We start from the raw sequence: 8,426 nt of genomic DNA on the forward strand, positions 1-8,426 counted from the left end.
TTTTCTTCAAAAAACAAATGTTAAAATCAAAAAAAAATAATGCTTAACATATTCCTTTTTTTACTTTTAGAGAATAATTAGAAACTATCCTATGAAAAAAATCTTACTTCTACTGTATTTCAGTGTTTTATTACCAAAAACCTATGCACAAGAATACTTTCCCAATAATGAAAGTGTTCAAAACAAAAACACCAATTTTACCGCTTTTATCAATGCAAAAATTTATGTTACACCAACACAAATTATTGAAAAAGGGACTTTATTAATTCAAAACGGAAAAGTTATTGGTGCGGGAAATAACATTTCCATTCCTAAAAACTGCATGACAATTAACTTAGAAGGAAAATCAATTTATCCTTCATTTATTGATATGTACACTAATTTTGGAATCGAAAAACCAAAAGGAATTAGCAGTACTGAAAGAAATCCTTTATATGACACCAAAAAAACAGGACATTACTGGAATGAAAGTATTCGCTCAGAAGTAAATGGATATGAAAGCTTTAAATACGACCAACCTAAAGCCGAAGAATTATTAAAAGCAGGATTTGGTATCGTAGGAACTCACGTCCAAGACGGAATTGCTCGCGGATCAGGAACGTTGATTGCTTTGAATAATTTTGATACAAGCAACCAATTATTATTCGATAAAGTAACCAATCATTTTGCTTTTACTAAAAGTGCCACAACCAATCAAGCCTATCCAAGTTCATTGATGGGAATGATGGCATTACTTCGTCAGATGTATTTAGATTTGGATTGGTACAAAAAAGGAAATGCGACAACCAAAGATTTATCCTTAGAAGCCTTGTCAAATAATGAAAAACTAGTTCAAATATTTGCTTCTGAAGATAAATTAAACAGTTTAAGAGCTTCCAAAATAGCCAAGGAATTTGGGTTAAATTATATATTGAAAGGTAACGGAAGTGAATTTGAACGCATTGAGGAAATCAAAAAAACAAATTCGAAATTTATTATTCCAATCAATTTCCCTGAAGCGTATGATGTTTCTGACCCAAATCAAGCGAACCAAATGGAATTGAAAGATTTGCGTTTTTGGAATCAAGCACCAACCAATCTTAAAGTTTTATCCGATAATGGAATTGTTTTCGCTTTGACGACTGACAAGTTAAAGAAGATGGAAGATTTTAGACCTAATCTATTAAGAGCCATTAAATACGGATTTGATAAAACGAAAGCATTAGAAGCTTTGACTACTATCCCCGCTTCAATTTTAGGAAAAAGCAATGAAATAGGAAGTTTGAAAACAGGAAGTCTAGCCAATTTTATTATTGCATCCGGTGAGATTTTCAATGAAAAAACAACACTATACGAAAACTGGGTTCAAGGGAACAAATTTGTTATTAACGACATTACAATTAAAGATATTCGTGGTAATTATGATTTAACCATTAACGCTGAAAAATACAAATGGAAGATTGATGGCGAAGTTGCTGCACCAAAATCTGAGGTGACAACAGTTGATAATAAAAAAATAAAATCAAAACTTACGTTTACCAATAACTGGATTTCAACGGTAATCAAACCTATCGATTCTACTAAAACCAGTTTCACAAGATTAATTGGATACGTTGAAGACAATCAGACTCTTTCCGGAAAAGCAGTTTTATTCAATGGTAATGAAGTGAAATGGTCAGCAGTAAAAACATCCCCTTTTGTAAAAGCTATCGATTCCTCAAAAATCGAAAAGAACAATGCAATTATGCCTATAACATTTCCTAATGTTGCTTATGGTAATTTAAAAAAACCAACTATACAAACCCTTTTATTCAAGAATGCTACCGTTTGGACCAATGAAAAAGACGGTATTTTAGTAGAAACCGATGTATTGGTCAAAAACGGAAAAATTGCTTCAATTGGAAAAAATATTTCTGATGCTTCAGCAACAATTATTGATGCCAAAGGCAAACATTTAACCAGCGGGATTATTGATGAACATTCTCATATTGCTATTTCTAATGGTGTAAATGAAGGCGGACACAATTCCAGTGCCGAAGTAACCATTGAAGATGTAGTAAATTCAGAGGACATTAATATCTACAGAGATTTAGCCGGTGGTGTTACCATTTCGCAATTATTACATGGTTCAGCAAATCCAATTGGTGGACGTTCAGCGATTGTAAAATGGAAATGGGGTGCTTCAGCAGATGAAATGCTTTACAAAGACCAACCTGGTTTTATCAAGTTTGCTTTGGGAGAAAATGTAAAACAAGCCAACTGGGGAATTACTAATCCTACTCGTTTTCCTCAAACAAGGATGGGTGTGGAACAAGTTTTCACGGATTATTTCCAACGTGCCAAAGAATATGATATGGCTTGGAAAGCCTACAATGCTAGTGGTAAAAAAGCAAAAGGAAATGCGCCAAGAGTAGATTTGGAACTACAAACATTAGCCGAAATATTAAATAAAAAGCGTTTCATTACTTGTCACTCTTATGTACAATCTGAAATTTTGATGTTGATGAATGTAGCGGAGAAATTTAATTTTAAAGTGAATACGTATACCCACATTCTTGAAGGATATAAAGTTGCCGATAAAATGAAAGAACACGGTGTTGGAGCCTCAACGTTCTCAGATTGGTGGGCTTATAAATTTGAAGTAAATGATGCAATCCCTTTCAACGGACCTATTATGCACAATGCAGGACTTGTGGTAGCCTACAACTCCGATGATGCCGAAATGTCAAGAAGATTGAATCAAGAAGCAGCAAAAGCAGTAAAATATGGTAATATTTCAGAAGAAGATGCATGGAAATTTGTAACCCTGAATCCTGCTAAATTATTACATATCGATGATAAAGTAGGAAGTATAAAAGTGGGTAAAGATGCAGATATTGTATTGTGGAATGCCAATCCGTTATCTATTTATGCAAAAGCTGAAAAAACATTAATTGAAGGCGTGGTCTATTATGATGCTCAAAAAGATGAAGAACAAAGAGTAGCTATTGCTAAAGAACGAAATGAGTTGATTGGTCAATTATTACAAGAAAAAAACAAAGGAATGATCACTCAAGAGGCTAAAAAAACAGAGAAAAAAGAATACCACTGTGATACAATGGAAGAATAGCCGAATGATTTGAATTTCAAAAAACCGAGCTTTTACAAAAAAAGCAAAGCAATTTTTAAAAACATATAAATATGATTAGTAAAAAAATATATCTTTTAGTGTTGGTCTGTAGCATCTCAATACTTGCAAGAGCACAACAAACACCAGCCGCTAAGCAATCTAAATCTGTTTTGATTCTTAATGCCACGGCACATTTAGGAAATGGCGAAATAATCGAGAACAGTGCTATAGGATTCGTTGACGGAAAAATTAATTTAGTAGCAGATGCAAGAGTGATTCGTCTTGCAGAAGGCGCCTATAACATAACTATTGATGCCGCAGGAAAACATGTTTATCCTGGATTTATTGCACCAAATTCAACACTGGGTTTAGTTGAAATTGACGCCGTAAAATCATCAGATGATGAAGATGAGATTGGGACTATGAATCCTAATGTAAGGAGTATTATTGCCTATACAGCTGACTCTAAAGTAATAGAAACTGTAAGACCTAACGGTATTTTGATGGCTCAAATCACGCCACGTGGGGGAACTATATCTGGTTCTTCATCAATTGTTCAATTGGATGCTTGGAACTGGAAAGATGCACTAATAAAAGAAAATGATGGAATTCATGTTAACTTTCCTACTAGTTTTAGAAGATTAGGTTCCCGTTTTGAACCAGGAGGTATTGAAACCAATAAGGATTATGCAAAACAAGTTTTAGAACTGTCTGCTTTTTTAGCTAATGCCAAAGCATATTTAGGTGATAGTTCAAAAGATCGAAATTTGGTTTTAGAATCTACAAAAGGATTATTTGATGGAAACCAAACGTTATTTATTCATGCCGATGAAGAAAAACAAATTATCGATGCGGTACAATTTGCAAAAGAAAGTGGAGTAAAAAAGATGGTAATTGTTGGCGGATACGAAGCTTACAAAACAGCTGAATTATTGCAAAAAAACAATATTGGAGTATTGCTTAAACGAGTTCATGAAATGCCAGAAAATGATGATCATGATATCGATTTACCATACAAATCAGCTAAATTATTGACGGATAAAGGCGTTGTGGTAGGCTTAGAAAACAGCGGTGCCCATGAAAGAATGAACACTAGAAATTTACCGTTTTTAGCTGGAACATGTGCTGCTTATGGTCTAGACAAAGAGCAAGCTTTACAATTAATAACATCAAATACTGCAAAAATATTGGGAATTGATGCGCAATGCGGTACCTTAGAGCAGGGAAAAGATGCTACATTATTCATTTCTGAAGGTGATGCTTTAGATATGAGAACTAATAAATTAACTAATGCCTTTATACAAGGGAGAATGATTAGTCTGGAAACGCATCAAACCAAGCTGAACGAAAGATATAAAACAAAATACAATCAAAAATAAATTAATATAATGGGACTATTTAATGCCATCTTAGGCAATGCATCTGAAGTAAACATTGAAAATGTTTCGAAAGAATTTGAGCCAATCTTAATTGATGGAGAAAGAATTGAAAAAGCGTATAAGCTTATTCGTGATATGTTTATTTTTACCAACAAAAGGCTGATTTTAGTCGAAAAACAATTGGTTGGAAGCAAAGTTGATTATATGTCAATACCCTATTCCAGTATTAAGAAATTCTCTAAAGAAAGTGCAGGAATATTAGATTTGGATGCCGAATTAAAAATTTGGTTAAATAATGATAACACCCCAATTGTCAAACAATTTGGTAAAGGAGGTAATAACATTAATGAAGTGTATAAAATTTTAAGTCAACATCTTTTAAAATAAAGAACATTATTCATTAACTATAAAAATTGCGCCAATTGTATTCATTTCAATTGGTGCATTTTTTTTTAACTATGTTTAACCTTTAGTATAAAAAATAGAACTCTGAGAATATAGACCTATTAATTCTTGAAATAATTGTTACACTATCTGCTAAAAAGACAATTTCTCTTAACCTTACTTTAACAAATTGCAAATTTTAACTTTAAATTATAATATACCCATAATGAAATAGGGTCTAGATTAGAAAAATGACAAAAATAAAACATTAACTCATATTTTTAAAGGGGCTTATTGATGATTTTTATATTTTTATCGAAATTTAAAACTAAAAAACAATGCGAAAAATTATTTTAAGTGTGATATTAATCACGATTTTGGTATTAACCCTTTGTTCAAATTATTTCATAATTGACAGCCCTGCTCCAACAGAAGCTGTAAAATTTGATACCGGCGACACAGCTTGGATGATTGTTGCAACTGCACTTGTATTAATAATGACGCCAGGACTTGGTTTTTTCTACGGGGGAATGGTAGGAAAAAAGAATGTTATCAGTACTATGCTTCAAAGTTTTATGGCTATGATAATTGTTACTGTTTTATGGGTCGTTGTCGCCTTTGGTTTATCATTTGGTCCTACAATAGGAGGAATAATTGGTAATCCGTTACCTAATTTGTTTTTTCAAGGTGTTAATACAAATACCGCTTGGAGTCTTGCTCCAACAATACCTTTCATGTTGTTTGCTTTATTTCAAGCAAAATTTGCAATCATTACACCTGCCTTAATAACAGGAGCTTTCGCAGAAAGAATTCGTTTCTGGGCTTACCTATTATTTATGGTATTATTCATATTACTTGTTTATGCTCCATTAGCACACATGACTTGGCATCCAGATGGTATTTTCTTTAAAATGGGAGTATTAGATTTCGCTGGAGGAACAGTAGTTCACATGAGCGCTGGATGGGCTGCATTAGCTGGAGCAATTTTCTTAGGAAAAAGAAAAATACAAAAAGTTAATCCTGCACGTATTACTTACGTATTGTTAGGTACTGGTTTATTATGGTTTGGATGGTTTGGTTTCAATGCAGGTTCAGCATTAGGATCTAATGGTTTAGCTGTACAAGCATTAGGTACAACAACTGTAGCTGCTGCTGCTGCTGGAATGGCTTGGGTATTTCTTGATAAAATTCTTGGACACAAACTTTCTGCAATGGGAGCTTGTATAGGTGCTGTTGTAGGTTTAGTTGCTATTACACCTGCTGCAGGTTTTGTAACTATCCCTCATGCAATGTTCATCGGTATATTTGCAAGTATTGTGAGTAATCTAGTCGTTAGTAAATTCCCTAAAGGTAAAATTGATGATGCTTTAGATGTATTTGCTTGTCACGGTGTTGGTGGTATGGTTGGTATGTTATTAACAGGCGTGTTTGCTTCTAAAACTGTTAACTCAGTGGTAGGAGATAATCAAGGACTTATATTTGGTGATGCTACATTATTTTTAAACCAATTAACTGCTTTAGTTATAGTTTCAGTATTCGCATTTTCAGCGTCTTATTTCCTTTTCTTTATTGTAAACAAAATAACTCCACTAAGAGTAAGTGAAGAAAAAGAAGAATTAGGTTTAGATATTTCTCAACACGGTGAGTTTCTATAAATCGGTTTTTTTATATATTAAATTGAAAAACACTCTGAGTATTCAGAGTGTTTTTTTTTTTGCTTAAAATCTAAGAAACATATTTAATTTCTCTCCCATCTTTAAACTTTATTTTACCATAAGACATGTATGGTTTTCTAATAAAACGAAACACATTCTTATTTTACATTAATAAATCTGTGCATTCCAAACAGTAGATACAAACTAATTCATTTAGGCTTTCAATGTTCTAATTACTTCAATGGAAATTGAATTGAAATCATTTCATTGAAAACTTACACATATCCATTAAATATTATAAATTTCCTTTTTCAAAAAAACTAAAACTCTAAAAACATTAATTAGAATATAAAAAAAAACTCCATCCCAATTAATATTGAAATGGAGTTAATTTAAACTCTGTAATTAAAAGGAGCATTATTGTTTTATCAGTCTCACTGTTTTTTGTTGAGTACCCTGATTGATAATCGCAATATACGAACCTGATGAAAGCTCTTCACCAAACTTGATTTCTTTGCTATCACTATTTTGAATATGTTTTACCATTCTTCCTAATATATCATATACAATCACTTCTGTTTTTTCAGTAGTACCGCCTTTTATTTCAATCACAAAATATTGCGCAGAAGGATTTGGATATGCCGTTATAGCGAAAGGCTCAATTTCTGGGGTTTCCTCAACAATTACGGCTTTTGCAGTTCCATTTTTCTTAACTTCATGTATTACTATAGAACCTCCACCAAGTGATGTTATTGCATCGGCATTATCAGCCGCACCAATTTGATTATCATATACAATTACACCATTTAACGTATTCCAAATTTTTATTCTAAATTTATCTGGAACAATTGGTGATTTTTTATTACCATCTATGGCAGATACCATAAAACTAAAGCCGGAAATTCCATTTATAGTTCCTTTTCCTTTATAAATAGCTTGTGCACCTGCAATTACTAATGACATGGCATCGTGACTGCTACTAGAGAAGTTTAGATTTCCTGTTTGAAATTGAAACTCAGTATTTCCATCAACTTGTGTACTTCCTTTTTTGTATTTGGCATTGAAACCAAAATTAGCTTTTCCTGTAAGAGCTGGGTTAGCTGTATAAGCTCCCAAAGGAGAATTAATCCATCCCCCACCTGTTACAAATCCACCATTTGGATCGTAAACTGCAAGATAAGCAGTTGATGAAGCACAACCCGAACCTGCTACAACCATGATCTTATATACTTCAACAGACAAACCGCTAACGGAATATGTTGCTAAGCCATTACTGTCTGTTGATACCGCAGGATAAGTTATAGGTGTACCATTCCCATTATCAAGCGTAAATATTACTGGTATACCAGAAAGATTTCCAGATACTGTTGATGTAACAGTTGCGCTTAAAGTTGCTACAGAACCTAATGCTACTGGAGCACTACTGGCGCTTGCATCAATAGAAACACCATAAACAGTAAGTGTTCCAGCTACAAAACTAAAACTGTAATTATTATCTAAACCTCCTGATAGCATAATAGAACCAGTATAGATTCCTGCACTTGTTGTTGCATTTACTGTTGTAGCTATTATCGGTGGTGTATCAATTGTCTCAACGCCGTTAACCCATCCGCTGTATTGGAAGGTTAATGCTGGATTAGCCTGACCGCAGTATTTTGTTTTATAATCTGCTGTTGCGGTTAGTTGAGCTTTACCGATAGTGAAATCCTCGCTGTCTGAACTTGATAAATAGTTCGCAGTTTCTGCATATGTATAACTTGCCGTGGCTGTTCCTGCATTGGTGTTGTCTGCGTAAACTGCTGTTGGGGTTAAACTCAAACCACCTGCGCCTGTAACACTAACGGTAGCTGGCTCAATAGCCGATCCAGTATAAGTAAACGGAGCGCCAGTGATAGTTACAACCGTTGTTGTTGCGGCTTT

5 protein-coding genes are annotated in these 8,426 nt (G+C 33.6%); 4 read left to right on the forward strand and 1 reads right to left on the reverse strand.

Features of this window, described 5'->3' with window-relative positions; all coding sequences use genetic code 11:
- Positions 1 to 91: 91 nt before the first annotated feature.
- The 4 genes from ACNQF8_RS14725 to ACNQF8_RS14740 all read left to right on the forward strand — a co-directional run bounded on the left by ACNQF8_RS14725 (position 92) and on the right by ACNQF8_RS14740 (position 6,506).
- A complete protein-coding gene (locus tag ACNQF8_RS14725) occupies positions 92 to 3,088 on the forward strand; it encodes an amidohydrolase family protein (RefSeq protein ID WP_417953790.1) in 2,997 nt (998 codons plus the stop codon).
- Between the two features lie 71 nt (positions 3,089 to 3,159).
- Positions 3,160 to 4,467: an amidohydrolase family protein gene (locus tag ACNQF8_RS14730; protein ID WP_417951297.1), complete on the forward strand. Its 1,308-nt coding sequence runs from the start codon at positions 3,160 to 3,162 to the stop codon at positions 4,465 to 4,467.
- Positions 4,468 to 4,476: 9 nt separating this feature from the next.
- A complete protein-coding gene (locus ACNQF8_RS14735) occupies positions 4,477 to 4,854 on the forward strand; it encodes a PH domain-containing protein (RefSeq protein ID WP_417951296.1) in 378 nt (125 codons plus the stop codon).
- 335 nt (positions 4,855 to 5,189) lie between these two features.
- Positions 5,190 to 6,506 carry an ammonium transporter gene (locus ACNQF8_RS14740; protein WP_282713598.1) on the forward strand — a complete coding sequence of 439 codons (1,317 nt, stop codon included), beginning with the start codon at positions 5,190 to 5,192 and terminating at the stop codon, positions 6,504 to 6,506.
- A gap of 417 nt (positions 6,507 to 6,923) precedes the next feature.
- On the opposite strand, the gene ACNQF8_RS14745 is transcribed toward ACNQF8_RS14740, so the two are convergent.
- Positions 6,924 to 8,426 (reverse strand): MBG domain-containing protein (locus ACNQF8_RS14745; protein WP_417983535.1); only part of this gene is annotated, 1,503 nt, incomplete at its 5' end.

Source organism: Flavobacterium labens, from assembly GCF_048286755.1.
In the GTDB taxonomy this organism is placed as follows: domain Bacteria; phylum Bacteroidota; class Bacteroidia; order Flavobacteriales; family Flavobacteriaceae; genus Flavobacterium.

What these genes read in the sequence shown, in the direction of transcription:
- ACNQF8_RS14735 (WP_417951296.1), top strand. Translation starts at nt 4,477, where the DNA reads ATGGGACTATTTAATGCCATCTTAGGCAATGCATCTGAAGTAAACATT.
- ACNQF8_RS14730 (WP_417951297.1), top strand. Translation starts at nt 3,160, where the DNA reads ATGATTAGTAAAAAAATATATCTTTTAGTGTTGGTCTGTAGCATCTCA.
- ACNQF8_RS14725 (WP_417953790.1), top strand. Translation starts at nt 92, where the DNA reads ATGAAAAAAATCTTACTTCTACTGTATTTCAGTGTTTTATTACCAAAA.
- ACNQF8_RS14740 (WP_282713598.1), top strand. Translation starts at nt 5,190, where the DNA reads ATGCGAAAAATTATTTTAAGTGTGATATTAATCACGATTTTGGTATTA.